Below are 22,620 nucleotides of genomic sequence, written 5' to 3'. Positions count from 1 at the left end.
GCCGCTCACCAGCCGAAGGTGCGGTCGACGGCGTCGAGCACCCGGTCCAGGTCGGGCAGGTACTCCTCCTCCACCCGGGCGGCCGGGTAGGGCGTGTCGAAGCCGGTCACTCGCAGCACCGGGGACTCCAGGGAGTAGAAGCACTCCTCGGTGATCCGGGCCGCGATCTCCGACCCGAGACCCAGGTTGCCCGGGGCCTCGTGCACGACCACGCAGCGGCCGGTGCGCCGCACCGACTCGTACACGGCGGTCAGGTCCAGCGGCGAGAGCGTCCGCAGGTCGATGACCTCCAGCTCGCGGCCGTCCTCGGCGGCGGCGGTGGCCGCGTCGAGCGCGGTGCGGACCATCGGGCCGTACGCCAGGACCGTCGCGTCCGTGCCGGGCCGCGCGACCCGGGCCGAGTGCAGGGGGTACGCGTCGGCGATCGGCGCGTCCAGGTCCACCGGACCCTTCTCCCAGTAGCGCCTCTTCGGCTCCAGGAACACGATCGGGTCGTCCGAGGCGATCGCCTGCTGGATCATCACGTACGCGTCCTGCGGGTTCGCGCAGCTCACCACCTTGAGACCGGCGGTGTGCGCGAAGTACGCCTCGGGCGACTCGGAGTGGTGCTCGACAGCGCCGATGCCGCCGCCGAACGGGATGCGGATGACCATCGGGATCCGCACCTTGCCCTGCGAGCGGTAGTGCATCTTCGCCACCTGCGACACGATCTGGTCGTACGCGGGGTAGACGAAGCCGTCGAACTGGATCTCGCAGACCGGCCGGAAGCCACGGATGGCCAGGCCGACAGCGGTGCCGATGATGCCGGACTCGGCCAGCGGGGTGTCGATCACGCGCTGGTCGCCGAAGTCCTTCTGGAGGCCGTCGGTGATCCGGAACACGCCGCCGAGCTTGCCGACGTCCTCGCCCATGATGACGACCTTGGGGTCGTTCTCCAGGGCCCGCCGCAGGCCGGTGTTGAGCGCCTTGCCGAGGGTGAGCGTCTCCGTGGCCATCAGTGGGCGCTCCCCTCGAACGACTCCATGTACTGCGAGAACCGGGCCCGCTGCTCGTCCAGCTCGGGAGACCCGTTGGGGTAGACGTGGTCGAACATGCTCACCGGCTGCGGGTCGGGCATCGCGAGCACGCGCTCACGCAGGTGCACCGACTCGGTGCGGGCCTGCTCGTCGACCTCGGTGAAGAACGACTCGTCGGCGATCTTCTGCTTGGTCAGGAACGCCTTCATCCGGGCGATCGGGTCCTTCGCCTGCCACGCCTCGACCTCGCTGGCGATCCGGTAGCGGGTCGGGTCGTCGGAGGTGGTGTGCGCGCCCATCCGGTAGGTGTACGCCTCGATCAGGCTCGGGCCCTGGCCGTTGCGCGCGTTGTCCAGCGCATGCCGGGTCACCGCGTACGACGCGAGCACGTCGTTGCCGTCCACCCGGACGCCGGGGAAGCCGAACCCGCCGGCCCGGCGGTACAGCGGGACGCGGGTCTGCCGCTCCAGCGGCTCGGAGATGGCGTACTGGTTGTTCTGGCAGAAGAACACCAGCGGGGCGTTGAAGACGCTGGCCCAGACGAACGACTCGTTGACGTCGCCCTGGCTGGTGGCGCCGTCGCCGAAGTAGGCGATGACCGCCTCGCCGTCCTCGCCGCCGGTCTTGCCGTCCATGGCGACACCCATGGCGTACCCGGTCGCGTGCAGGGTCTGCGCCCCGATCACGATCGTGTACATGTTGAACTTGAACTCGTTCGGGTCCCAGCCGCCCTGGTCGACGCCGCGGAACAGGCCCAGCGGCATGATCGGGTCGATGCCGCGGCAGTAGAGCACGCCGTGCTCGCGGTAGGTCGGGAAAGCCATGTCCTGGGTACGCAGCGCCCGGCCGGAGCCGACCTGCGCCGCCTCCTGACCCAGCAGGCTGGCCCACAGGCCCAGTTCGCCCTGGCGCTGCAGGGCGGTGGCCTCGGCGTCGAGCTTGCGCACCAGGACGAGATCGCGGTAGAGCCCGCGGTACTCCTCGTCGGTGAAGTCGACGCGGTACTCGGTCCCGTCCGGGCCGAGCGCGGTCTCGATCCGCTCACCTTCCGGCGTGAGCAGCTGTACGAGTTCCGGTTCACCGGCCGCGGCGGCGCGCCTGGTGCGGGGTGCGGCCCGCTTGCTGCGGGTGGTGGCCCCGGGGTCGCCCTTTGCCATCCGTCTCTCCCTGTCTGTCTGCGCCGGCGCCGGGGGTTACCCGAGCCGAGCACCTCGTGCGCCCGCCCGGCTGATGCCGGGTCGGTCCCTGGCGACCGCGCCTGACCCCGGTAGGGGTTGCCGCGCGGCGTGAGCCGGAGTCGGTCGGTGACAGACCCAGGCCCGGGAGCGCCGGCGCCGTTCCGCACCAGCCGCGGGGTACGCGGAGGTGGCGGCTGCGTTGCCGTCGTGTCTGAATGATTGCAGAGGAGGTGAGCGGGCCCACAGTATGGCCTCCTTGGTGGGTGAGGTTCCATCGTCTTCATGACGGATAGCCGTCTTTGTCCCCAGTGGCGGGATCGGCTGACGTACAAAATGTGTGTCGACACGCGGTTGCGACTGGTGAACTGAGCGTCACTGGGTCAAGCTTGCGGTGAGCTGTTGCGCGGCATTTGTCCGAATATCCGCGCGTGCTCTCCGTCCCCGTTCGCGCGTGAGGAGTCTGCCGGTGTCCGAACCAGAGGGTCCCCCCGGCTCACCCTTCCTCGGCCGGCACCGGGCGTTGCCCGCTTCCCCGTACCGCCGGGTGGTCGGCGCGCACCGAGCCCCCGGCGCGGGTGGACCCAGCCGGGGCTACCTGCTCACCGTGGCGCTGCTCGCCGGCACCGCGTCGATGCCGATCCTCGCCGCGGTCAGCACCGGATCGGCGACCGTGGGCAACAGCGCGCTCCCCGACACCAGCACCCCGTTCCTGCCGACGCCCTCGGTCGGGCCGGTGGTCATCCCGCCGCCCCAGGCGACCCAGCGCGCCGCGCCGTCCACGCCCACGCCCGCGGTCGACGTCACCTCCGTACCCCCGGCGCGTCCGGTGCTCCCCGCCGCGCCGAGCCTGCCCGACGACAGCGACCTGACCGCCCGCCACCGGTCCCGGCCGGTGGCCGCGCCGCCACCACCGTCCACGCCGGTCCGGCCCACCCCGGTCCGCCCGCCGCGGCCGTCCCCGGTGCCCTCGCCGTCACCGTCGCACTCGCCCTCCGATCCGGGTACGCCGACGCCCGAGCCGAGCCCCAGCCCTGAGCCGTCCGCCACGTCAGTCGAGCCGACGCCTTCGACGGGTTCGTCCGACCCGTCCGGCCCATCGGGTACGTCCGGCCCTGCTGATCCGTCCGGCCCTGCTGATCCGTCCGGCCCTGCTGACCCGTCCGGCCCTGCTGATCCGTCCGGTCCCGCCGATCCGTCCGGTCCTGCCGAGCCGTCCGGTCCTGCCGAGCCGTCCGCCACATCCGCTACCGCCGATCCGTCCGGTCCCGCCGAGTCGTAGGGTCCTGCCGAGCCGTCCGCCACATCCATTACCTCCGAGCCGACCAGCCCGTTCGGCTCCCTCCCAGCCGTAGGTCACCTCGTCGGGCTCCACCGCCGAGCCGACGTCACGCACCTGCCGCCAGGAACCGTGGTCCCGCGCCCGCCCCCTCATGATCGACACCACTCCGGCGTAGTGGTGCAGTCCCGACCGGCCCGATGCAGCCACTTCGCCGAGATGGTGTCGATCAACGAGGTTGTGGGTCTTCCCGGGACCTGCCCCTGCCAAGGCGGCCGGGGTGGTCCGGAGCGCGCAGGCCACATGATCGACACCATTACACCGTGGTGGTGCGGTTCCGACCGGCCCGATGCCGACACCTCCCCGAGATGGTGGATCAACGAGAGGGAGGCAGGGCAGGGCAGGCGCATGATCGACACCACTTCCCCGTGGTGGTGTGGTCACGACTGGCTTGATGCAGCCACTTCGGGGAACTGGTGGGTCAACGGGGCGTGGGGTGTCCAGGGGCATGCCCTGACGTGCGCGGGTGGTCTGGGGCGCAGCCTGCATGATCGACACCACTTCGCCGCGGTGGAGTGGTTACGACCGGCCTGATATAGCCACTTCGCCGAGATGGTCTGGATCAATGAGGGCGTGGGGTGTTCAGGGGCATGCCCTGGACGTGTGCGGGGTGGACCGGAGGGCGCAGGCCACATGATCGACAACACTTCGGCGTGGTGGTGTGGTCACGACCGGCTTGATCCAGCCACCTCGCCGAGATGGTGTCGATCAACGCGGTCCGGGGGCACGCCCTCACGTCGGGCGGTGATCCGGGCCGGCTTTCGCATGATCGACCACCACTTCGGCGAAGTGGCTGGATCAGACCCGTCGCGACCACGCCACCTCGCCGAGGTGGCGGCGGTCATGCGGGCGTTACTGGCTAGGCCGGGTCGTCGGTCAGGCGGTGGCGGTTCGCCTCGATCCAGGCGTTGAGCGCCTCCGGGTCGTCCGGATCCACGCCGTCCGCCATGAGCTGGGCCACCGCCGCGGTGGCCGGGCTGCGCCGTTCGCCGGTGCTGTAGAGCCGGGCGAACTCCGGGACCATCTCGGTGATCGCCTCGTCCGTCCGGGCGGCGGCCGACTGCGACAGCCCGCGCTGGCGGGCCGCGTACGCCGCCCAGGCGCGCAGCACCCGGGGCAGCATGGCCGCGTCGTCCATGTCCAGCACGGCCCGGCGGTGCACCCAGTCGAGCAGGAACAGCTCGGCGACCATCGGGCTCCACCGCATCGGGTCGGCGTCCGGGAAGCTGGCCGCGTGGTCGAGCAGCAGGCCGAGGCAGAAGTGCAGCGAGGCAAGCTCGCCGTCGGCCACCTCGGGCAGGCCGAACCGGGTCGCCTCGGGCGAGTCGACGAACGCGCGTACCAGACGGGTGCGCTCCTCGTCGGTGGGCGGCGGCACGACAGCCGGCCCGGCCGGCGGGGTCGGCCCGGGCAGGACGGCCAGCCGCGCGCCCACGAGCGCCCGGTCGGTGGCCAGTGAGCCCTGTGCGGGCAGCTCGGTGAGGTCGTCGGTGACCGCCAGGTGGCGGCTCACCTCGGCGTGCATCCGGGCCGGGTCCTCGGTACGGAACCAGGTGAACTCGTCCTCGGTGCAGATCTCCCGGGCCTGCTCCACGATCCGGGCCGCCGGGCCGCCGACGAAGACGTCCTTGGTGATGCCGATGTTGTGGTCGACCAGTGCCACCAGCGCGTGCTCCGGCCCGCCCTGCTCCTCGTCGTCGTAGGCGAACGTGGCGAGGTAGGACGTCTGGTCGCCGTACACGTCGCCGTACGCCCAGGCGCCTGTGACGTGCACCCGGCCGAGCTGGGCGGTCCACGTCGGGGCGTACGCGCCGGGCCGGACCCGGGCGGCGCCCTCGGCGTCGGGCACCAGGGCGGCGAAGACGGCGCGCAGTGTGGTCGCGGCGGCGCTGCGCCGTCGGGACGTGGCGGCGAGGAAGCCGGTGACGAACTCGCGGACGGCCTGTTCCCGGTCGTGCTCCGCGACGGCGTAGACGCTGCCCAGCAACGCGGCGCCGAGCATCTCCGCGTCCAGGGCCGAGTCGAGCCTCGTCACGTCGCGCGCGGCGTGCAGCACCGCGTCGTAGGGGGTTTGTGGCGTGGCCATGCATCGACCCTACGCCGCGCGAGCCGCCCCCACACCGGTCAGCGCGCCGGGTTCAGCGCCGCTCGGCCTCGCGCAGCGCCTCCCGGGCCGTGCCGTAGCGGGTCAGCACCGCCCACACCGGGTCCAGCACGTACTTCTCGCCGACGCTGCCCACCGAGGTGAGCAGGCGTCGCTCGGCGCGCGCCCGGGCCCGCCGGGCCGCCCATCCGACCACCGGCCGGGTCAGCGCCGCGATCAGCAGCCCGGCCAGCAGGCCACCGAGCAGCAGGACGGTGGGCCACGGGACCACGCCGAGCGTCGGGTGTTCCAGCGGCGGCAGGCCGAGCAGGCGCACCGCGTACCCGAGGAGCAGCCAGACCAGGCCGGCCAGCGCGGTGAGGGTGACCACCCACTGGAGCACGCCGACCACCCGCCACCAGGCCGGCCGGCGGTCCATGCCCAGGTCGGTCGCGGCGACCGCGTGGTCGAGCGCGCCCGGCAGGTCGGTCTGCCGGGACCGGGCCGCGGCGGTCACCGCGTTCGGCCACGGCACCGGCAGACCGGCGCCGTGCCGGTCGGCCACCGCGCGGATCGCCAGCGTCAGCGACGAGCGCTGCGCGGCCGTCGGATCGGGTACGGAGGTGGCCGCGACCAGGCTATCCGCCGGCGCGTCCGGGTCCCGCCCGGGCAGGTGCAACCGGCGCAGCGGGTCCGGTCGCAGCTTGCGCCAGCTCCGCAGCAGCGGCCAGCCGGTGTTGCTGACGGCCCGGTGCCGGTACGCACCCTCGACCGCCTGAGCCACAGTCGGCACCCCGGCCGCACCGGCCAGCGCCCGGGTCAGCTCCTGTGCCGAGGCGTCACCGGGCCTGGTGCTCGGCGGTTCCGGCCCGACGAGCGGTTCCAGGTCGGCCACGACGGCGTCCACGTCGCCGGAGAGCCGGCGCAGGGCGGCCTGCCGTTCGGCGACCGTACGCTCCAACTCGGCCCGCAGGCCGCTGAGCCCGTTCGGGTCCACCGCTACCGTCGGCAGCAGCGGCACCCCGCCCAGCCCGTCGGCGTCGAGCAGCCGGCGCAGGTCGTCGAGGACCTTGGGCAGCTCGGTCGGGTGCAGCCGGTCGGCCTGGTTGAGCACCACGACGGTGACGTCCTTGTGCCTGTGGAACTCGCGCAGATAGCTGGTGTGGATCACGCGGTCCGCGTACTTCTGTGGGTCTACCACCCAGACCACCAGGTCGACCAGGCCCAGCAGGCGGTCCACCTCCAGCCGGTGGCCGTGCTGCACCGAGTCGAAGTCGGGCAGGTCGAGCAGGACGAGGCCGTGCAGCATCGACTCGTCGTCGCCGTCCAGCGGGCTCTCCCGGACGAACCGGTGCCGGGGCAGCACGCCGATCCAGTCGAGCAGCCGGACCGCGCCGTCCAGCGGACCCCACACGCAGGCGTGCGCGACGCCGGTGGTCGGCCGGCGCACCCCGACCGGGGAGAGGTCGAGCCGGGCCAGCGAGTTGAACAGGCTCGACTTGCCGCTGCCGGTCGCGCCGGCCAGCGCCACCACCGTGTGCCGCCCGGAGAGGGCGAGCCGGTCACCGGCCCGCTCGACCACCGTGTGCGCGGCGACCAGCTGGGCGTCGGGCACGTCACCGTCCACCGCGCTCAGGAACCGCTGGATCGCCTGGAGGCGCTCGATCAGCACGTCCGGGTCGACCCGCTGCTCGCCGCGCAGCGCGTCACGCATCCGTCCGACGACGTTGCTCACGGTGCCTTCCTTGCTCGCGGCTGCTCGGTGGTGGCCGGGAACAGGCCGCTGCGGTGCCGGGCCCGCTCGACCTCCAGGGCGGCCCAGCGCAGCGCCGCGCCGGCGTTGTCGGCCGGGCGTTCGGCCTCGGTGCGGGCCAGGAAGCGCTCGGCCTCCTCGGCCAGCAGCTTGCCGACCCGGTCGAGCAGGTCGACGCGGGCCTTGCGGGACAGGTTCCGCACCGCCTGGTCGCCGAAGATCGCCTGGAGCACTGTCTGCCCGGCGACCGCGGTGCCGGTGCCGGCCGCGACCTCCAGCCCGGTGGGGATGAACGCGGTGGAGGCGAACACGCCGATCATGACGACGAGGCCGGTGGCGTTCACCGCGTACGCCGCGGTGCGGGCCACGAAGCGCCGGTCGCCGCCCTCGACCCGGACCAGCTCCAGCACGCCGCGCTGCCAGTCGCGGACCAGCTGCTCGGCCCGCTGCGGCAGGTCGGCCGCGGCGTGGGCCAGGTCCGGCTCCAGCAGCGCCGCGCCGGCCGGGTGCGCCTTCCAACCGGTGTACGCGTTCTCCGCCGCATCGTCGGCCACCCCGCGCAGCAGCGTGACGAGCTGCGACTCGATCGCGGTACGCAGTTCCGCGGCGGGCGCGGGCCGCCCGGTGACCGCCGCGACGACCCGGTCCCGCAGCCGGCCGATCCGTGCCTCCAGGCCCCGGAAGAACTCGCCGGTGCCGATGAACTCCTGCCAGCGGGCCAGCACCTCGCCGCGCAGCAGCCGGCCGTCCCTGAGCCCCTGGTCGACTGTCCGTTCCGCGCCCCGGTACGCGGCCCGTACCCGCTCGTCCAGCGCGTCGGCGGCAGTGCACTGCTCGTCGGCGGCCTCGGCGAGCTCCTCCACCACCGGGTGCAGCGCGGCCAGCGCGCCGTCGAGCGTCTGCCGGACCACCGCGGCGCGGGCGTCGGCGTCGGCGGCGAGCCGGGTGAACCAGTCGCTGAGCGGCGCGGTGATCCGGTCCGGCAGCAGCCCCTGCCCGTCCACCCAGGTCTCCGGCAGGACGAACAGCGGCGCCGCGCCGAGTTCCTGCTCGGCGAGCATCTCGGACAGGTGGGCGGCGACCTCGTCGGCTGCCTCCGGGGGTACCCGGTCCAGCACCATCGCCACCGCCGTGCCCCGGGCGCGGGCGCTGCGCAGCAGCTCCCAGGGGACGGCATCGGCGTACCGGGCGGCGGTGGTGACGAACAGCCAGAGGTCGGCGGCGGCGAGCAGTTGCCCGGCGAGCGCCCGGTTGGCGTCGACCACGGAGTCGATGTCGGGCGCGTCGAGGAAGGCCAGGCCGGGCGGGAGCGCCGGGGCGGTGACCAGGTGCAGGGTGCCCGGCTGTTCGCTCGGCTCGGTGGTGCGGGTCAGGCCGGGCAGCAGCTCGCCCTGGCGGAACCAGGACGCGTCGCTGGGGCTGCACACCAGCACCGGTGAGCGGGTGGTCGGGCGGAGCACCCCGGCCGCGCTGACCCGTGCCTGGACCAGGCTGTTGACGAGCGTCGACTTGCCCGCGCCGGTGGAGCCGCCGACGACCACCAGGAGCGGGGCGTCGAGCCGGGCCAGGCGGGGAAGCAAATAGTCGTCGAGCTGGTCGGTGAGGCTCGTGGCGGCGTGCCGGGCCGGCTCGGCCGAGGGGAGGGCGAGCGGGAAGCGGGCCGCGCCGATCGCCGACCGCAAGCCGGCAAGCGCGGCGGGCAGGCCCTCCGCGGCTTGCGCAGGCTGGTCGGCTCCGGTGCGGGCTGCGACGGCGGGCGCGCCGGCACTGGTGGCGGAATCGCCATGCGTCGTCACCGCTAAAGCGTGCCCGACCGACGCAAGGTAAGACAACCGGGCAGTAGTAACGGTCGGGTTGCGCCGGGTCCGCTCAACCTCGACTTGCGGATTGGCGATGGCGTGGCACTATTGAGTCAAGTTCACTCAACTTGTGGTGCGGCTGCTTCCGGGCGGCCCCCCGGGCAGGCCGTCTGACCTGCTCACCCGTTACGAAGCGAGGAAGCGAACATGGCACGTGCGGTCGGCATCGACCTCGGCACGACGAACTCCTGCGTCAGCGTTCTCGAGGGCGGTGAGCCCACCGTCATCGCCAACGCAGAGGGCTCGCGTACGACTCCCTCGATCGTCGCGTTCGCCCGCAACGGCGAGGTGCTCGTCGGTGAGGTCGCCAAGCGCCAGGCGGTGACCAACCCCGACCGGACCATTCGCTCGGTCAAGCGGGAGATCGGCACCAACTGGACCGTCGACATCGACGGCAAGAAGTACACCCCGCAGGAGATCTCGGCCCGCACGCTGATGAAGCTGAAGCGGGACGCCGAGGCGTACCTGGGCGAGCAGATCACCGACGCGGTGATCACCGTCCCGGCCTACTTCAACGACGGGCAGCGCCAGGCCACCAAGGAGGCCGGTGAGATCGCCGGCTTCAACGTGCTGCGGATCGTGAACGAGCCGACCGCGGCCGCCCTGGCGTACGGCCTGGACAAGGGTTCCAAGGAGCAGACCGTCCTGGTCTTCGACCTCGGCGGCGGCACCTTCGACGTGTCGCTGCTGGAGCTGGCCGAGGGCGTGGTGGAGGTCAAGTCCACCAGCGGTGACAACCAGCTCGGCGGTGACGACTGGGACCAGCGCATCATCGACCACCTGGTGAAGACGTTCCGCGGCGAGCACGGCATCGACCTCTCGCAGGACAAGATGGCGATGCAGCGGCTCAAGGAGGCGGCCGAGAAGGCCAAGATCGAGCTGTCCGCCGCCACCACCAGCAACATCAACCTGCCGTACATCACCGCCGGTTCGGCCGGCCCGCTGCACCTCGACGTGACGCTGAGCCGCGCCGAGTTCCAGCGCATGACGCAGGACCTGCTGGACCGCTGCAAGGGCCCGTTCGAGCAGGCCGTCAAGGACGCCGGGATCAAGATCTCCGACGTCGACCACGTCATCCTTGTCGGCGGCTCGACCCGGATGCCGGCCGTCACTGACCTGGTCAAGCAGCTCACCGGCCGTGACCCGAACAAGGGCGTCAACCCGGACGAGGTCGTCGCCGTCGGCGCCGCGCTCCAGGCCGGTGTGCTCAAGGGCGAGGTCAAGGACGTCCTGCTGCTCGACGTGACCCCGCTGAGCCTGGGCATCGAGACCAAGGGCGGCATCTTCACCAAGCTCATCGAGCGCAACACCACCATCCCGACCAAGCGCTCCGAGGTCTTCACCACTGCCGACGACAACCAGCCGTCGGTGCTGATCCAGGTGTTCCAGGGCGAGCGGGAGATCGCCGCCTACAACAAGAAGCTCGGCACCTTCGAGCTGACCGGTCTCCCGCCGGCCCCGCGCGGCGTGCCGCAGATCGAGGTCACGTTCGACATCGACGCCAACGGCATCGTGAACGTGCACGCCAAGGACCTGGGCACCGGCAAGGAGCAGAAGATGACGATCACCGGCGGCTCCTCGCTGCCGAAGGACGACATCGAGCGGATGCGCCGGGACGCCGAGGAGCACGCCGACGAGGACAAGCGCCGCCGCGAGGAGGCCGAGACCCGCAACGTGGCCGAGGCGCTCCAGTGGCAGACCGAGAAGTTCCTCGCCGAGAGCGGCGACAAGCTGCCCAGCGAGAACCGTGACCAGCTCAACGAGGCGCTCGGCGAGCTGCGCAGCGCGCTCGGCGGCCAGGACATCGAGAAGATCAAGTCCGCGCACGAGAAGCTGGCGCAGGTCTCCCAGCAGGCCGGCTCGCTGCTCTACGCCCAGCAGCAGGAGGGCGAGCAGGCTGCGCCGGGCGGCGCGGCCGGGCCGGGCGCCGGCGCGGGTGCGGCCGGTGGCCCGAAGGCCGGTGGCGACGACGACGTGGTCGACGCGGAGATCGTGGACGAGGACAAGAAGTGACATCCGGTCCCGGACACGATTCGCACGGCAGAGGGATGAGGTAACCGCATGACGGACAAGCCACGTGCGGCCGACCCGGGTGCCACCGGGTCGGCGCCGGGCGCCGGCAAGCACGCCGGCGACGAACCCCGGGTCGTCATCCGCGACAAGCGCAAGCTCGGCAAGGTGACCGAGCAGCCGGCGAACAACGTCTCGGCGGCGGACGCCGCCGCCGACGCGCCCGCCGAAGGGCTGGTCGAGGAGGCCGAGGTCGTGGTCGACGAGATCGGCGGCGAGGCCGAGGTCAACGGGCCGACGGTGGTCGACTCCCCGGCCGAGCCGAGCGGGGAGACCGAGGCGAGCGCGCCGCTCGGCGCCGAGCTGGAGTCGCTCCGTACCGACCTGGAGGAGCGCACCCGCGACCTCCAGCGGGTCACGGCGGAGTACGCCAACTACCGCAAGCGGGTCGACCGGGACCGCAACCTGGTCCAGGAGCAGGCCACCGGGGCGGTGCTCAGTGCGCTGCTGCCGATCCTGGACGACCTGGACCGGGCCCGCGAGCACGGCGATCTGGTGGGCCCGTTCGGCAGCGTGGCCGAGCAGCTCACCGGCGCGCTGGGCAAGTTCGGCCTGACCGCCTTCGGCGAGAAGGGCGACCCGTTCGACCCGACCCGGCACGAGGCGGTGGCGCACCAGACCTCGGCCGACGTGACCGAGTCGACCTGCGTGCAGGTCATGCGCCGGGGTTACCAGCTCGGCGAGCGGCTGCTGCGGCCCGCCATGGTCGCGGTCGCGGACCCGGAGTAGTGCCGACCCGTGACGTCCCGCCCGCCCGCACCGGGCGGGCGGGACGGCCGGGCTTCGACCCGTGGAAGGGGGTGGACCGGTGAGTTCCAAGGACTGGATCGAGAAGGACTACTACGCCGCGCTGGGCGTGGAGAAGTCCGCCTCCTCCGACGAGATCAAGAAGGCGTACCGCAAGCTGGCCCGGGAGTCGCACCCGGACCACAACCCCGGCGACACCGGGGCCGAGGAGCGGTTCAAGACCGTCTCCGAGGCGTACGCGGTGCTGGGCGACGAGAAGAAGCGACGCGAGTACGACGAGATGCGCTCGCTGTTCGGCTCGGGCGCCTTCCGGCGCAACGCCCGTGGCCCGGGCCAGCCGGGCGGCGTGCCGTTCGACGTCTCCGACCTGTTCGGCGGCGGCGCGGGCGGCGGCGACACCCGGTTCGGCGGTGGCGGCTTCACCGACCTGTTCAGCTCGATCTTCTCCGGCGGCGGCGGTGGCGGCGCGGCGCGCCCGCGCGGCCCGGCGCGTGGCCGGGACGTCGAGACCGAGGTGGCGCTGGACTTCTCCGACGCGGTCCGCGGCGTCACGCTGCCGCTGACTCTGCGCGCGCCCGGCGTCTGCGACACCTGTCACGGCAACGGCGCGAAGCCGGGTACCCAGCCGGTGGCCTGCCCGGTCTGTCACGGCGCCGGGGTGACCACCCGCAACCAGGGGTCGTTCAGCTTCTCCGAGCCGTGCCGCAACTGTCAGGGCGTCGGCACGATCGTCGAGGAGAAGTGCCCGGAGTGCCACGGCACCGGCGGGGTCACCAAGACCCGCACGCTCAACGTGCGCTTCCCCGCCGGGGTGGCCGACGGGCAGCGGATCCGGCTGGCCGGCCGGGGTGAGCCCGGCGAGCGGGGCGGTCCGGCGGGCGACCTGTTCGTGCAGGTGAAGGTCCGCCCGGACGAGCTGTTCGGGCGCACCGGGGACGATCTGACCCTGAACGTCCCGATCACGTACGCCGAGGCGGTTCTCGGCACGGACCTGCGCGTACCGACCCTGGACGGGACGGTGACGCTGCGGGTGCCACCGGGTACGCCGAGCGGGCGGGTGCTGCGCGCCCGCGGCATGGGCGTCGTACGCAAGGACGGCCGCGCCGGTGACCTGCTGGTCACGCTCGACGTGGTGGTTCCGGCGAAGGTCTCGGACGAGGCGCGGGCGGCGCTGGAGACCTTCGCGGCGCAGACTCCGCCCGCCGCGCGGGAACATCTCGACGCGCGGGTACGTCGATTCAGTTGACGGCGGCAGCGGAGGTGAGCGGGCATGTCGGAGGGTTACGTCGGCTCAGGTGACCCGGCCTACGAGGCCAAGGTCTTGATGATCTCGGTGGCTGCGCGGATGGCGGGGATGCACCCCCAGACGCTGCGCCAGTACGACCGGCTCGGCCTGGTGCAGGCGGGCCGGGCGTCCGGCGGTGGTCGCCGGTACAGCGTCCGGGACGTGGTGCTGCTGCGCGAGGTGCAGCGGCTCAGCCAGGACGACGGGATCAACCTGGCCGGGGTCAAGCGGATCATCGGGCTGGAGCGGCTGCTCGAAGAGGCGCAGCAGCGGGTGGCCCGCCTGGAGGCGGAGCTGGACGCCGCGTACCGGCGGATCGCCGAGCTGGAGTCGCTCGGTGGCTTTCCCCGCGGCGATCTCGTGCCGACCAACCGCACGTCCACCGCGCTCGTCGTGTGGCGACCGCGCCGCGCTCCCGACCGCTGACCTTCACCGGAAGGCCGGCGCGCCCCGCTCCCCCGGGGCCGCGCCGGCCTTCGTGCGTCCACGGTTCGGGGCGCTCGTCGGAGGAAAGCGGGATGCGGCAGGGCGCTGTCGACTAGGCTCGCCGGTAGGGCTAAAACCCCTAAATCGGACGCCGAGCTGGCAGGGGGAGCCATGGCGGAACCGGCGAAGAAGGTGGCGGAACGCGCCGAGGAACGGCTGGAGAAGGTGGCCGAGAACGTCCGCGAGCGGTTCGACCGGGTCACCGAGGGACGCTTCAGCGACAAGGTCAAGGAAGGGCGCTTCGCCGACCAGACGGACCACGGCGTGGACCGGGCCCGGGACGACGAGAGGCGCAAGAAGCAGGGCGGGTCGACCTGACGATCCGCCGACGTGCGGGCCGGGATCCACGGGGGATCCCGGCCCGTTCGTGTGCTCGGGATCGCGGCCCGTTCGTGTTCCCGGGGAGGCGACGCGTCAGAGGCGGCGGTTCTCGCGGACCAGGCCGCCCTCGCACCAGTCCCGGTAGACGAAGAGGTCCGGCCGGGCGAGCAGCACGCGGCTGTTGTGCGCCCAGTTGCGCATCAGGTCGTCACCGGCGCGTTCGGCCTGCTCGACCAGCTTGCGGAACCGGCGCTTGGGATGGGCACGGAAGTTCGTCCGGATGCCGTCGGCGGCGTAGATGTAGAGGCAGTGCAGCGTGAACCGGCGGGCCGGGCAGCCCTGATCCATCGCCAGGTCGAACAACGTCTGGACCAGGTGGTCACCGGCGACCAGCAGGTCCCAGTCGGGCGGCATCGAGGTCAGCGGCACCGAATCCGGTTGATAGGCCCACGCCCGGAGTTCGGCGGGCGAGGGATCGACCGGATTGGCGAAGCCGTGGAACGTCTCTTCCTGCACGCTCACCGGCCGACCTTCCGCTTGCGCTGGCGGGGGCACCGGCCACCCGCGGACCCTGGCTGCTGGGCCGAAACGTTAACGCGGCTGAGCGGAGCAGTGGTAGACCTTCCGGGGATCAATTTGACAACGCCGGGCCGGATCTGCCTGTGGCAGGTCTGGCCCGGCGCGTGTCAGTCCCCGGTCGGCGCGGGCAACGCCGCTGCCGCACGGGCGGCGGCGGCGCGGGTGCGCAGCCACTGCTTGAACCACTGGGTGTCGGGCAGCCGGGCGAGCAGCGGCCCGGTCACCACCGTGATCAACACGTACGCGGTGGCGAGCGCCGCCAGCTTCGGGTTCACCGGGTAGGCGGCCGCGACTGCGAGTCCGGCGATGACGATGGAGAACTCGCCGCGCGGTGTCAGCGCCAGGCCGGCCCGCCAGCGACCGGGCTCGGCGATCCCTGCCCGGCGGGCGGCCAGGTAGCCGGTAGCCACCTTCGTCGCCATGGTGACCACTGCAAGCACCAGCGCGGGCAGCAGCACCGGCGGCATGTCCAGCGGGTTGGTGACCAGCCCGAAGAACACGAAGAAGACAGCGGCGAAGAGATCCCGCAGCGGGGAGAGCAGTTCGGTGGCGTGGTGCGCAACCGGCCCGGACAACGCGATGCCGACCAGGAACGCGCCGACCGCGGCGGAGACCTGGAGCTTTGCCGCGACGCCCGCGACGAGCAGGGTCAGGCCGAGCACCCCGAGCAGGAGCGCCTCCGGGTCCTTGGCCGACAGCGCGGCGGAGATCAGGTGGCCGTACCGGATCGCCACGGCCAGCACCACGACGACGGTGAACACCGCGATGGCGAGCGCGATGCCGCCCTTCATGAGGCCGACCCCGGCGAGCAGCGCGGTGACCAGCGGCAGGTAGAGGGCCATCGCCAGGTCCTCGATCACGAGGACGGAGAGGATCACCGGCGTCTCCCGGTTACCGACCCGGCCCAGGTCGCCGAGCACCTTGGCGATCACGCCCGAGGACGACACCCAGGTGACGCCTCCGAGCACCACTGCGGCGACCCAGCCCCACCCGAGCAGCAGCGCGAACCCGAAGCCGGGCAGCGCGTTGAACACCGCGTCGATCAGACCGGCCGGCGCGGCCGAGCGGAGGTTGCCCACCAGTTCGTTGGCGCTGTACTCCAGGCCGAGCATGACCAGCAGCAGGATCACGCCGATCTCGGCGCCGACGGCGAAGAACTCCTCGCTGGCGTTGAGCGGCAGCAGGCCACCGTGCCCGAACGCCAGGCCGGCGAGCAGGTAGAGCGGGATGGGCGAGACACCGACGCGACGGCTCAGCCGGCCGAGCAGGCCGAGCAGGAGCAGCAGCGCACCGACCTCGATGAGCAGGATTGTGGTTTCGTGCATACGCGTCAGACGTCCGGGTCGGTCTCGGCGAGGATCGCGGTGACGCCGTCGAGCCCCTGACGGGTACCGACCACGACGACCACGTCGCCGGCTTCGAACCGGAAGGTGGGATCCGGCGAGACGTTCACCGTGCCCTGACGCAGCACGGCGACGATCGACGCGCTGGTCCGGGTCCGGGCCTTGGTGTCACCCAGCCGCTTGTTGACGTACTTCGACCCCGCCGGGATGGCGATCTGCTCGGTCAGCAGCCCGGCGGCCTGCTCGCGCAGCCCGGAGAGCTGACCCAGCATCAGCGACGCGCCGAGGATGTCGGCGAGCGCCTCCGCCTCGTCGTCCGTGAGGGGGATGTCGTGCTGGCAGGAGTCGGGATCTTCCGGGTCGTACAGGACCAGGTCGCGACGGCCATTGCGGTGGGAGACCACACCGAGCCGGCGGCCGGACTCCGTCATCAGGTCATGACGTACGCCGATACCTGGCAGGGCGGTCTGCTCGACACGTACTCGCACGCGGGTGAGGCTACTCCGGGCGCGCACGTGCCGCGTGCGGGGCCGAACTGCAGACTGGTCGATATGGCTCGGACGGCTCGTCTATGTCCGTTCGGCCACGAACACGCCGACACCTTCGAGCGTCTCGGTGAGGCCGGTCGCGCGCAGGATCATCATCGCCTTGCCGACGACGGTGTCGGAGACGGCGTACTCCTTGCACAGTTGAGCGCGGCTCGGCAGCTTGGTGCCGGGCGGCCACTCTCCCGAATCGATCTTGCTCTTCAGTTCGTCTGCGAGCACTTGGTACTGCTGCTTGGGCATACACACTCCCCGGATGGCACGCCCATTCGACCATGCAACCACCTCCAACCTCAAGCAATTGTGGGTCGGTCGTTGACCTACGACTGGTACCGATTGTAGGTTGCTGACGAACGCTCCCGGATGGCACCTGGAGCTTTCCCGGGTCGGGGCGGGCATCCCCCGTGGCTCGTCCCGACCCCCCGCCCTCTGCGAGAAGGGACAGTGTCGTGCGCAATCTCCTGCGAATAGGTCCGAAGCGGCGCAACGCGGGCCCGCCCCACTCCGCGCCGGTCGGCGCCTACCGCTCCGCGTCGTACCTTCCGCTCCGCCCCTGGCAGGTGCGGGGCCGCCGCTTCGCGACGTGCCGGCGAGGGTTGGACCCGGCCGAGGTCGCCGCGTTCCTCGATCGCGTGGCCGGGGACCTCGCCGCCGCGTACGCCGAAGTCGCCCGGAGCAGTGAGGAGACGGCCCGGATCAAGAGCGCCCTGCGTGAGTGGCAGTCCCGTCAGGCTCCCTCGATGCGCGACCTGGCCGGGCGGCCGTGACCGGGCGGTACGTGATTCATCTGCCGGTGCGCGCGGCGGACCTGGCTCGGGCGAAGATGCTCGGCCGCACGGCCGGCCGGTCGTTGGCGTTCCTCGCGGTGGTGGAACTGGGCGGGATCACCGTGTCGACGGAGGACGACCAGGCCGTACGCCATTGGGTGTTCTGCGACCGCAAGCTGGACGGCGGCCGGCGTTGCGTGCTGCGCGCCGACCACGAGACGCCCTGCCTCGCGCGCCTCCCGCGTCGCTGAGATCTTGGTACGAAACGGCCCCTCCAGGGGCCGTTTCGTACCAAGATCTCTCCGGCCGGACCGAAGGACGGTGACTCAGGTCACAGGGGTGGAGTTGAGCGGAATAGACTCAACTCTGGTTGTGTCATGTCCAGTGGACACGCCGATCCGGGGGAGCCCATGAACACGGAACGACTCACCACCAAGAGCCGCGAAGCCATCACCGGTGCCGTCGCGCTGGCGAACCAGCGCGGTCACGCCACCGTGGAGCCCTGGCACCTGCTGCTGTCACTGCTGGACACCGAGGGCTCGACCGCCGCGGGCCTGCTGCGTGCCGTCGGGGCCGACCCCGCCGAGCTGCGCCGCGTCGCTCTGCGTTCGGTCGACGCGCTGCCCGCCGCGCGCGGATCGAGCATCGCCGAGCCGACGCTTGCGCGCGAGTTCGTCAACGCCATCGGCGCCGCCGAGCAGATCGCCCGGCCGCTGGGCGACGAGTACACCTCCACCGAGCACCTGCTGGCCGGGCTGGCCCGGGTCGGCGGCGCGGTCTCGGTCGCGCTGAAGAACTCCGGCGCCACCGAGGAGAACCTGGTCGCCGCGTTCCCGACCGTCCGGGGCGGGGACCGCCGGGTCACCACCGCCGACCCGGAGCAGACCTACCAGGCCCTGGCCAAGTACGGCGTGGACCTCACCGCCAGCGCCCGCGACGGCAAGATCGACCCGGTGATCGGCCGGGACTCGGAGATCCGCCGGGTGATCCAGGTGCTGTCCCGGCGTACGAAGAACAACCCGGTGCTGATCGGCGAGCCGGGCGTCGGCAAGACCGCGATCGTGGAGGGCCTGGCCCAGCGGATCGTTGCCGGCGACGTACCGGAGTCGCTGCGGGACAAGAAGCTCGTCTCGCTCGACCTCGGCGCGATGGTCGCCGGCGCGTCCTACCGCGGCCAGTTCGAGGAGCGGCTGAAGTCCGTGCTGGAGGAGATCAAGAACTCCGACGGCCAGGTCATCACGTTCCTCGACGAGCTGCACACAGTCGTCGGCGCGGGCAAGGGCGAGGGCTCGATGGACGCCGGCAACATGCTCAAGCCGATGCTGGCCCGCGGCGAGCTGCGGATGGTCGGCGCGACCACGCTCGACGAGTACCGCGAGCACATCGAGAAGGACCCGGCCCTGGAGCGCCGCTTCCAGCCGGTGCTGGTCGGCGAACCGACCATCGAGGACACCATCGGCATCCTGCGCGGGCTCAAGGAGCGCTACGAGGTGCACCACGGCGTACGCATCACCGACGCCGCCCTGGTCGCCGCCGCCGCGCTCTCCGACCGCTACATCACCGACCGGTTCCTGCCGGACAAGGCGATCGACCTGGTGGACGAGTCCGCGTCCCGGCTGCGCATGGAGATCGACTCGCGCCCGGTGGAGGTGGACGAGATCGAGCGGGCGGTACGCCGCCTGGAGATCGAGGAGATGGCGCTGGCCAAGGAGCCGGACGCCGCGTCCGCCGAGCGCCTGGAGCGGCTGCGCAAGGAGTTGGCCGACAAGCGCGAGCAGCTCACCGCGCTCTCCGAGCGCTGGCAGACCGAGAAGAGCCACATCACCAAGCTCTCCACCGCAAAGGAGGAGCTGGAGCGCCTCGGCGGCGAGGCCGAGCGGGCCGAGCGCGACGGCGAGCTGGAACGCGCCGCCGAGCTGCGGTACGGCCGGATCCCCGCGCTGCGGACCGAGCTGAAGCAGGCCGAGGAGGAGCTGGCCCGGCTCCAGGCCGACGGCGCGATGCTCAAGGAGGAGGTCGGCGCGGACGACATCGCCGCGGTCGTCGCCTCCTGGACCGGCATCCCCGCCGGCCGGCTGCTCGAAGGCGAGACCGCCAAGCTGCTGCGGATGGAGGAGTCGCTGCGCGCCCGCGTGGTCGGCCAGGCCGAGGCGGTCGGCGCGGTCTCCGACGCGGTCCGCCGTGCCCGGGCCGGCGTCGCCGACCCGGACCGGCCGACCGGCAGCTTCCTGTTCCTCGGCCCGACCGGCGTCGGCAAGACCGAGCTGGCGAAGGCGCTCGCCGAGTTCCTCTTCGACGACGAGCGGGCCATGGTCCGCATCGACATGAGCGAGTACGGCGAGAAGCACTCGGTGGCCCGCCTGGTCGGCGCCCCGCCCGGGTACGTCGGGTACGAGGAGGGCGGCCAGCTCACCGAGGCGGTACGGCGCCGCCCGTACTCGGTGATCCTGTTGGACGAGGTGGAGAAGGCGCACCCGGACGTCTTCGACGTACTGCTCCAGGTGCTCGACGACGGCCGGCTCACCGACGGTCAGGGTCGTACCGTGGACTTCCGCAACGCGATCCTGATCCTCACCTCGAACCTGGGCTCGTCGGTGATCAGCGACCTGACGCTCACCGAGAACGAGCGCCGGGAGGGTGTGCTCGCGGTGGTCCGGTCGCACTTCAAGCCCGAGTTCCTCAACCGGCTCGACGACATCGTGGTGTTCGCCGCGCTCCAGGGCGAGGACCTGCGGTCGATCGTGGACATCCAGCTCGACCGGATGCGCCGCCGACTGGCGGACCGTCGGCTGGGCCTGGAGATCACCGACGCCGCCCGGACGTGGCTGGCCGAGCACGGGTACGACCCGATCTACGGCGCTCGCCCGCTGCGCCGGCTGGTGCAGTCGGCGATCGGCGACCAGCTCGCCAAGGCGCTGCTGTCCGGCGACATCCGCGACGGCGACACGGTGCGCGTCGACCTGTCCGACACGAAGGAGTCCCTGGCGGTCACCGCCGCTTGACCCGCTCCACCCCGCGAAGGCCCGGCCCCTCGAGGCCGGGCCTTCGCCCTCCCTCGAGCCCTCGCTCCCCGACCCCGCGCCCCGCCTGCGCCCGCGCGTCGTGCGGTGTTAATAGGGGGCCCTTCCTCTACCGGAGGCGTTAATAAGGGGCCCTTCCTTGCGCTCGGGAGGGGTGAGGGGTGGGCGGCGTGGGCACATAGTGGGGTATGAGCGGGACGTGGGAGCGGGAACTGGACGAGGCGGCGCGGGAACTCGACCGCGCGGACACTCTCGCCTTCGGCGGGGTGGGACTGGCGGGGCAGGTGCTGCCCGCGACCGAGGCGTACCGGCGGCTGGAGCAGGGGTTGCGGGAGCACCCGGAGGCGGCCCGCAAGCGGGTCGACAAGCTGCTCCGCAAGGGTTCGCCGGCCGGTCGGGCGTACGCGGCGACGCTGCTGGAGGCGGTCGACCCGGCCGCCGGGCGGGCGGCGTGGACCCGGCTGCGCGACGACGACGGCGAGTTCACCACGTTCTCCGGCTGCCTGATGGGCCGGGCCACGCTGGGCGAGTATGCGGCTGACCGGCTCGCCGGCCATGCAGGTAACTGAGCGAACACTCAGCGTCCGGGGCTTCAGCAAGCTTGTCCGCGGTTGTTACCGTTCCCGCCGAGCATGTTGGGGGAGGCGGTCGTGAACGGTTCGTTGGCGTACGTGGTGACCACGCTGGGGTGCCTCGTCGGGGTGGCCGGTGTGGTGATCGCCGTGATCGCGTTGCGGAGGTCCCGCTCCGCGTCCGGCCCGAAGACGAAGGCGGCGCCGGGTGACCCGTTCCGGGACCGGGACGCGGACGCGCTGCGCGGTGACCCGCGCGCGCTCAAGCCCGGCGACATCGTCGAGATCCGCTCGGTGCCGTACACCGTGCGCGGCTCGGTGCACCTGGTCGAGGGCGGCTGGAGCTGGGCGGAGCACCTGCTCGACGACGCGGGCGGGGTGAAGCGCTGGCTCTCCGTCGAGTCCGACCCGGATCTGGAGCTGGTGCTCTGGACCAGCGAGCCGGGGGCCACCGTGACGCCGGGCGCCCCGACGCTGGAGATGGCCGGCCGCCGCTACAACTGGGACGAGTCCGGCCAGGCCCGGTACACCGCGACCGAGGGCACCGGCCTCGATCCGCACGGCACCATGCGCTACTACGACTACCAGGCGCCCGGGGGCGCGCGGCTGTCGTTCGAGGCGTACGGGGAGGCCGGCTGGGAGGTCAACCTCGGTGAGGAGCTGCGCCACGCCGAGGTGATGATCTACCCGCAGGGCGGCCCGGAGACGGTGCGCTGACGTGCTCGTCTGCCTGGACGCGCCCTACGTCGACACCAGCGCCGCCGACCTGAGCCTGGCCCTCGGCGGCCCGGAGCTGCCGGCGCTCGCCGTACGCGACATCGACCTGCCCGGGCTGCCCCGGCTGCGGCTGCGCCTGCTCGGCGCCTCCCACCAGGTGGTGCTCGGCGGGCTCACCGAGACCGTCGCCTGCCTGCCCGGCCGCCCGCCGCACCTGCCGGACGCGCTGCACGACGAAACTGCCGGCTACCGGTTCATGGCCACTGTGCTCCGGCCGGACGGCGACGGCCTGCGTACCCGGGTCGCGGCGCTGCGCGCCGAGCTGGCCGAGGACCCGTACGCGCTGATCGGGGTCTTCCCCGGCGACGAGGACGCGGTCACCGCGCTCTCCGTCCGGCCCCGGCCGCCGGACGGCGTGCTCGCCTGGCGCACCTGGCACGTCTACCCCCAGACGAACGAGCTGGTCCTGACCGAGACCGTGGTGGAGGAGCTGTGACGTACCGACGGTGGTTCGTGGTGGGCGTGGCGGTCGCCGTCATCGGCGCGCTCGTCGCCGCCTTCACGATCTTCTACGGCAACTTCTCGCCCCGGGGCTACGTGGAGGACAACTTCTCCCGCGCCTCCGGGCGGGACATCGGCTCGAACGCGATCGCGTACACCTCCAGGAAGACGCCGAGCGAGGTGTCCAAGCAGATCACCGACGCCTGGAGGCCGGCCGACCAGTACGTCGACGGCAGCGGCGTCTACCTGCGCTACGACGACGACTCGGTGGTGATCCTCCCGCTCGCCGTCGGCTCGGTGATCCTGCTGGAGAAGATGACCACCGCCTACCCCCGCTACCACACCGTCGTCGGCAACAGTTGGGGCTGGGGCCGAGGCAGCACGGTGCGGGGCGGCGGCCCCGGTTCCGGTAAGTAGCCCCCTTCGCCCTCTCACCCTGGAG

The 22,620-nt window shown here is 72.2% G+C and carries 22 protein-coding genes; 12 read left to right on the top strand and 10 right to left on the bottom strand.

The window, feature by feature from the left end:
- Positions 1 to 5 precede the first annotated feature (5 nt).
- The 6 genes from AMK25_RS04585 to AMK25_RS04560 form a co-directional block, all read right to left on the bottom strand.
- Entirely contained in the window at positions 6 to 995 is a 990-nt protein-coding gene (locus AMK25_RS04585; protein WP_073826870.1) for an alpha-ketoacid dehydrogenase subunit beta, read from the bottom strand.
- The gene (pdhA, locus tag AMK25_RS04580) at positions 995 to 2,173 is read right to left on the bottom strand and encodes a pyruvate dehydrogenase (acetyl-transferring) E1 component subunit alpha (RefSeq protein WP_073826868.1); all 1,179 of its coding nucleotides are present in this window, start codon (positions 2,171 to 2,173) and stop codon (positions 995 to 997) included. The genes AMK25_RS04585 and pdhA overlap by 1 nt, the downstream gene beginning before the upstream one ends.
- A gap of 612 nt (positions 2,174 to 2,785) precedes the next feature.
- The gene (locus AMK25_RS32595; protein WP_241826233.1) at positions 2,786 to 3,241 is read right to left on the bottom strand and encodes a hypothetical protein; all 456 of its coding nucleotides are present in this window, start codon (positions 3,239 to 3,241) and stop codon (positions 2,786 to 2,788) included.
- Between the two features lie 1,148 nt (positions 3,242 to 4,389).
- Positions 4,390 to 5,616 carry a hypothetical protein gene (locus tag AMK25_RS04570; RefSeq protein ID WP_073826864.1) on the bottom strand — a complete coding sequence of 409 codons (1,227 nt, stop codon included), beginning with the start codon at positions 5,614 to 5,616 and terminating at the stop codon, positions 4,390 to 4,392.
- A 52-nt stretch (positions 5,617 to 5,668) separates the two neighbouring features.
- Complete coding sequence (locus AMK25_RS04565; RefSeq protein WP_073827083.1) at positions 5,669 to 7,327, bottom strand: GTPase; 1,659 nt, start codon at positions 7,325 to 7,327, stop codon at positions 5,669 to 5,671.
- Between the two features lie 17 nt (positions 7,328 to 7,344).
- Positions 7,345 to 9,162, bottom strand: a complete 1,818-nt coding sequence (locus tag AMK25_RS04560) for an ABC transporter (RefSeq protein WP_073826862.1) — start codon at positions 9,160 to 9,162, stop codon at positions 7,345 to 7,347.
- 210 nt (positions 9,163 to 9,372) lie between these two features.
- Between AMK25_RS04560 and dnaK the strand changes: the two genes are divergently transcribed.
- From dnaK to AMK25_RS04535, 5 genes are all read left to right on the top strand, one after another.
- Positions 9,373 to 11,238 carry a molecular chaperone DnaK gene (gene dnaK, locus AMK25_RS04555; RefSeq protein WP_073826860.1) on the top strand — a complete coding sequence of 622 codons (1,866 nt, stop codon included), beginning with the start codon at positions 9,373 to 9,375 and terminating at the stop codon, positions 11,236 to 11,238.
- Between the two features lie 48 nt (positions 11,239 to 11,286).
- Positions 11,287 to 12,024 carry a nucleotide exchange factor GrpE gene (gene grpE, locus AMK25_RS04550; RefSeq protein WP_073826859.1) on the top strand — a complete coding sequence of 246 codons (738 nt, stop codon included), beginning with the start codon at positions 11,287 to 11,289 and terminating at the stop codon, positions 12,022 to 12,024.
- 79 nt (positions 12,025 to 12,103) lie between these two features.
- Complete coding sequence (gene dnaJ / locus AMK25_RS04545; RefSeq protein WP_073826857.1) at positions 12,104 to 13,288, top strand: molecular chaperone DnaJ; 1,185 nt, start codon at positions 12,104 to 12,106, stop codon at positions 13,286 to 13,288.
- 24 nt (positions 13,289 to 13,312) lie between these two features.
- Complete coding sequence (locus AMK25_RS04540) at positions 13,313 to 13,753, top strand: heat shock protein transcriptional repressor HspR (protein ID WP_073826855.1); 441 nt, start codon at positions 13,313 to 13,315, stop codon at positions 13,751 to 13,753.
- Between the two features lie 171 nt (positions 13,754 to 13,924).
- Positions 13,925 to 14,131, top strand: coding sequence for a hypothetical protein (locus tag AMK25_RS04535; RefSeq protein ID WP_043327580.1), 207 nt, complete (start codon positions 13,925 to 13,927; stop codon positions 14,129 to 14,131).
- A gap of 96 nt (positions 14,132 to 14,227) precedes the next feature.
- Here AMK25_RS04535 and AMK25_RS04530 read toward each other — a convergent pair whose 3' ends face one another.
- The 4 genes from AMK25_RS04530 to AMK25_RS04515 all read right to left on the bottom strand — a co-directional run bounded on the left by AMK25_RS04530 (position 14,228) and on the right by AMK25_RS04515 (position 16,844).
- Positions 14,228 to 14,656, bottom strand: coding sequence for a hypothetical protein (locus AMK25_RS04530; RefSeq protein WP_073826853.1), 429 nt, complete (start codon positions 14,654 to 14,656; stop codon positions 14,228 to 14,230).
- Between the two features lie 164 nt (positions 14,657 to 14,820).
- Positions 14,821 to 16,038 (bottom strand): cation:proton antiporter, encoded by a 1,218-nt coding sequence (locus tag AMK25_RS04525; protein WP_073826851.1) that lies wholly within the window; start codon positions 16,036 to 16,038, stop codon positions 14,821 to 14,823.
- A 5-nt stretch (positions 16,039 to 16,043) separates the two neighbouring features.
- A complete protein-coding gene (locus AMK25_RS04520) occupies positions 16,044 to 16,544 on the bottom strand; it encodes a cation:proton antiporter regulatory subunit (RefSeq protein WP_030500543.1) in 501 nt (166 codons plus the stop codon).
- Between the two features lie 81 nt (positions 16,545 to 16,625).
- Positions 16,626 to 16,844 (bottom strand): winged helix-turn-helix domain-containing protein, encoded by a 219-nt coding sequence (locus AMK25_RS04515; protein WP_073826849.1) that lies wholly within the window; start codon positions 16,842 to 16,844, stop codon positions 16,626 to 16,628.
- 218 nt (positions 16,845 to 17,062) lie between these two features.
- Between AMK25_RS04515 and AMK25_RS04510 the strand changes: the two genes are divergently transcribed.
- The 7 genes from AMK25_RS04510 (at position 17,063) to AMK25_RS04480 (ending at position 22,595) form a co-directional block, all read left to right on the top strand.
- Positions 17,063 to 17,368, top strand: coding sequence for a DivIVA domain-containing protein (locus AMK25_RS04510; protein ID WP_073827082.1), 306 nt, complete (start codon positions 17,063 to 17,065; stop codon positions 17,366 to 17,368).
- Positions 17,365 to 17,619 (top strand): hypothetical protein, encoded by a 255-nt coding sequence (locus AMK25_RS04505; RefSeq protein WP_073826847.1) that lies wholly within the window; start codon positions 17,365 to 17,367, stop codon positions 17,617 to 17,619. Before AMK25_RS04510 ends, AMK25_RS04505 begins: the two co-directional genes overlap by 4 nt.
- A 159-nt stretch (positions 17,620 to 17,778) precedes the next feature.
- Entirely contained in the window at positions 17,779 to 20,370 is a 2,592-nt protein-coding gene (gene clpB, locus AMK25_RS04500) for an ATP-dependent chaperone ClpB (RefSeq protein WP_073826845.1), read from the top strand.
- A 206-nt stretch (positions 20,371 to 20,576) separates the two neighbouring features.
- The gene (locus tag AMK25_RS04495; RefSeq protein ID WP_073826843.1) at positions 20,577 to 20,957 is read left to right on the top strand and encodes a hypothetical protein; all 381 of its coding nucleotides are present in this window, start codon (positions 20,577 to 20,579) and stop codon (positions 20,955 to 20,957) included.
- A gap of 81 nt (positions 20,958 to 21,038) precedes the next feature.
- Positions 21,039 to 21,677: a DUF4178 domain-containing protein gene (locus AMK25_RS04490; RefSeq protein ID WP_073827081.1), complete on the top strand. Its 639-nt coding sequence runs from the start codon at positions 21,039 to 21,041 to the stop codon at positions 21,675 to 21,677.
- A gap of 1 nt (position 21,678) precedes the next feature.
- Positions 21,679 to 22,173 carry a DUF2617 family protein gene (locus AMK25_RS04485; protein ID WP_073826841.1) on the top strand — a complete coding sequence of 165 codons (495 nt, stop codon included), beginning with the start codon at positions 21,679 to 21,681 and terminating at the stop codon, positions 22,171 to 22,173.
- Positions 22,170 to 22,595, top strand: coding sequence for a DUF4247 domain-containing protein (locus tag AMK25_RS04480; RefSeq protein WP_073826839.1), 426 nt, complete (start codon positions 22,170 to 22,172; stop codon positions 22,593 to 22,595). The genes AMK25_RS04485 and AMK25_RS04480 overlap by 4 nt, the downstream gene beginning before the upstream one ends.
- Positions 22,596 to 22,620 lie beyond the last annotated feature (25 nt).

It is taken from the genome of Micromonospora sp. TSRI0369 (assembly GCF_001905625.1).
GTDB lineage: Bacteria > Actinomycetota > Actinomycetes > Mycobacteriales > Micromonosporaceae > Micromonospora > Micromonospora echinospora_A.
Note: the sequence above shows the minus strand (reverse complement) of the source record. Positions and strands in the feature narration are given on the sequence as shown.

Excerpts from the sequence above, each read along its gene's own strand:
- AMK25_RS04585 (WP_073826870.1), bottom strand. The coding sequence starts at position 995 with ATGGCCACGGAGACGCTCACCCTCGGCAAGGCGCTCAACACCGGCCTG.
- pdhA (WP_073826868.1), bottom strand. The coding sequence starts at position 2,173 with ATGGCAAAGGGCGACCCCGGGGCCACCACCCGCAGCAAGCGGGCCGCA.
- AMK25_RS04570 (WP_073826864.1), bottom strand. The coding sequence starts at position 5,616 with ATGGCCACGCCACAAACCCCCTACGACGCGGTGCTGCACGCCGCGCGC.
- AMK25_RS04565 (WP_073827083.1), bottom strand. The coding sequence starts at position 7,327 with ATGCGTGACGCGCTGCGCGGCGAGCAGCGGGTCGACCCGGACGTGCTG.
- dnaK (WP_073826860.1), top strand. The coding sequence starts at position 9,373 with ATGGCACGTGCGGTCGGCATCGACCTCGGCACGACGAACTCCTGCGTC.
- grpE (WP_073826859.1), top strand. The coding sequence starts at position 11,287 with ATGACGGACAAGCCACGTGCGGCCGACCCGGGTGCCACCGGGTCGGCG.
- AMK25_RS04540 (WP_073826855.1), top strand. The coding sequence starts at position 13,313 with ATGTCGGAGGGTTACGTCGGCTCAGGTGACCCGGCCTACGAGGCCAAG.
- AMK25_RS04535 (WP_043327580.1), top strand. The coding sequence starts at position 13,925 with ATGGCGGAACCGGCGAAGAAGGTGGCGGAACGCGCCGAGGAACGGCTG.
- AMK25_RS04525 (WP_073826851.1), bottom strand. The coding sequence starts at position 16,038 with ATGCACGAAACCACAATCCTGCTCATCGAGGTCGGTGCGCTGCTGCTC.
- AMK25_RS04515 (WP_073826849.1), bottom strand. The coding sequence starts at position 16,844 with ATGCCCAAGCAGCAGTACCAAGTGCTCGCAGACGAACTGAAGAGCAAG.
- clpB (WP_073826845.1), top strand. The coding sequence starts at position 17,779 with ATGAACACGGAACGACTCACCACCAAGAGCCGCGAAGCCATCACCGGT.
- AMK25_RS04495 (WP_073826843.1), top strand. The coding sequence starts at position 20,577 with ATGAGCGGGACGTGGGAGCGGGAACTGGACGAGGCGGCGCGGGAACTC.